Source organism: uncultured Fretibacterium sp. (assembly GCF_938030725.1).
In the GTDB taxonomy this organism is placed as follows: domain Bacteria; phylum Synergistota; class Synergistia; order Synergistales; family Aminobacteriaceae; genus Fretibacterium.
Genome location: NZ_CALHIQ010000126.1, coordinates 1 through 2,157, shown reverse-complemented (window position 1 = coordinate 2,157; position 2,157 = coordinate 1). Strand labels below are relative to the sequence as shown.

The window sequence follows — 2,157 nt, the reverse complement described above, 5'->3', positions numbered from 1 at the left end:
TGACAGGGTTCACGGGCCTTCGCCGCACAGGACTGAGCCCCCGCGCCGGGGGACCAAATCAGTATACAGGATGCCTCGTTTTTTTTCAATGATTCAGCCGCAGAGCGCGTCAGTTCTTCTCGTCCTTAAGGAACTGGTTGCAGAGCACGGGCGTTTCCTGCAGGATACGTCGTCAGGCGCTCAAAAAGTCCGACAGCACCTCGTTGAACCTATCCGGCTCCTCCCAGAAGAGCATGTGCCCCGAATTCTCGAAAAAGACCGTCTTCGCCCCCGGAATGGCCTCGCCCACATAGGCGCTTCCCTGCCAGGGAAAGACCTTGCTGTTCCGGGCGACGAGCACGAGCGAGGGGACCGTTATCCTCGGCAGGAAGTCCCTCCAGTCGATATGCGTATGGTCGCGCATGATTTCGATGCGTACCTTTGGAGGGCACTTGGAGATCTCGTCCGCGAGCTCGGCAACCTCATCGACGGTTGGCTCCCGATGAAGGCAGCCGTGAACGAGCCCTTCGGCCGAGGCACGCGGCAAAAACTCCGCGGCGCAGCAGGTGCGCACAAACGTCTCCGCGTCATAGCAACTCGTCTGGCCCCAGGTCCAGTCCGGACCGATATACTGCGCCGGTGCCTGATCGATACAGACGAGTTTCTCGACGTGACGCGGTCCGAACAGCTCAAGATAGCTCCAGGCGATGGCGGCCCCCATGGACCACCCGACGAGGGTCACCTCGTCCAGGTCCAGCGCCTCAATCAGATTGAGGACGTCCATCGCGTAGCGGGCAATGCGGTGTCCGTACAGCACCTTCTCGGATTCCCCATGACCGCGGAAATCCATAAGGACGACTTTATGGTCCTTTGAGAGGGACTCCACATTTTTACAGAAAAAATGCGTCGTACAGGTCCAGCCTGGAAGGAATAGCACCGGTTTCCCCTGACCACTTACCTCATAGTGAATGGAAACGTTATCGTTGGTGGTTGTGAACGGCATGACTGACCTCCTGTGGGATTTAATTTTCTCCGTGTCCGCCTGCTGTCTGCGAACCGGAGAATGGAAACACCAGAGCTATCAAGGATATTTTTTCAGACCCTACATGACATATACCACCGGAGTATGAAAAAAGCAACTTTTATCATCGGTCCAGACGTTTTTATCGGGCTGGCAGTCCCTCAGCGGGACGGTCCGTATGCTCCAGGACGAGGCCGGAGGTCATCGGCTAAGGGAGCGCATCAGCGCGAGCCAGCCCTCTGCGGCGCGGTCCTCCGAGAAGTGCGATGCCCGTTCCCTCAGAAATGGGGCCGGCATGGGGTGCGCCAAGGCCTCGGCCAGCGCATCGGCCATGGCCTCGTCGTCCCCGACAGGCACGAGCCAGCCGTACTTCCCGTGATCCAGGATTTCGCCGGGGCCGCTGGGGCAGTCCGTCGAAACGACGCTGCAGCCGCAGGCCAGCGCCTCCGCAGCGACGTTGCCGAACCCCTCCCAGCGCGAGCTGATGGCGAAGACGGAAGCTCGCGCGATCCATGCGTAGGGGTTGGGGTCGTAGCCCGGAAGCGCGGCGCGGCCCGAAAGCCCCATCTCCGCGATTCGACGCTCCAGCAGGGGGCGTTCCTTCCCCTCTCCAAGGACGATGAGCCGGACCTCCGGCCTCCGCTGGGCCAGGTGGGCAAAGGCCCGCAGGAGCGTCGAGAAATCCTTCTGGTCCCCCAGGCGTCCGGCGCCAAGGACTACGGGCGGCTGTCCGGCCTCGAGCCATGGGTGCGGCGCGGGCGCCTTCGCCGCGGCGCGAATTTGATCGAGAAGTTCCGGCGTGACGACGGCGTTGTAGATGACGTGGATTTTTTCGGGCGGGAGGAAGCCAAGGGACCGCATCTCGTCCGCTACGCCGCGGGAGATGCAGACGCAGGCGGCGGCGCGGGGTGCCAGCAGGCGGTAGCGCAGGGTGCGGAGGCGCGTTTGGAGGGGGCCGCGCTCCATCGTGAACATGCTGCGCTGGGATAAGATGACCTGGAAGGGGCCTCTTAAGATGACCTTTGTCAACAGAGCGCGCATGGCGGTGTAGATGGGGAGCAGGAAGCCGAACTTGCCGCGCTGGACCTCGCTCAGGAGGCGCGGGAAGGAGCCGTGGAGGTCAACGACCCGCACCTCTGGGATGAGCCCCGCGAGCA

The 2,157-nt window shown here is 62.2% G+C and carries 2 protein-coding genes; both read right to left on the bottom strand.

Going from position 1 to position 2,157, the window contains the following annotated elements; translation table 11 throughout:
• Positions 1-172 precede the first annotated feature (172 nt).
• A complete protein-coding gene (locus Q0629_RS07425; RefSeq protein WP_298780847.1) occupies positions 173-982 on the bottom strand; it encodes an alpha/beta hydrolase in 810 nt (269 codons plus the stop codon).
• 219 nt (positions 983-1,201) lie between these two features.
• Positions 1,202-2,157, bottom strand: a 956-nt coding sequence (locus tag Q0629_RS07420; RefSeq protein ID WP_298780845.1) for a glycosyltransferase, incomplete at its 5' end; no start/stop codon positions are given.

Excerpts from the sequence above, each read along its gene's own strand:
- Q0629_RS07425 (WP_298780847.1), bottom strand. The coding sequence starts at position 982 with ATGCCGTTCACAACCACCAACGATAACGTTTCCATTCACTATGAGGTA.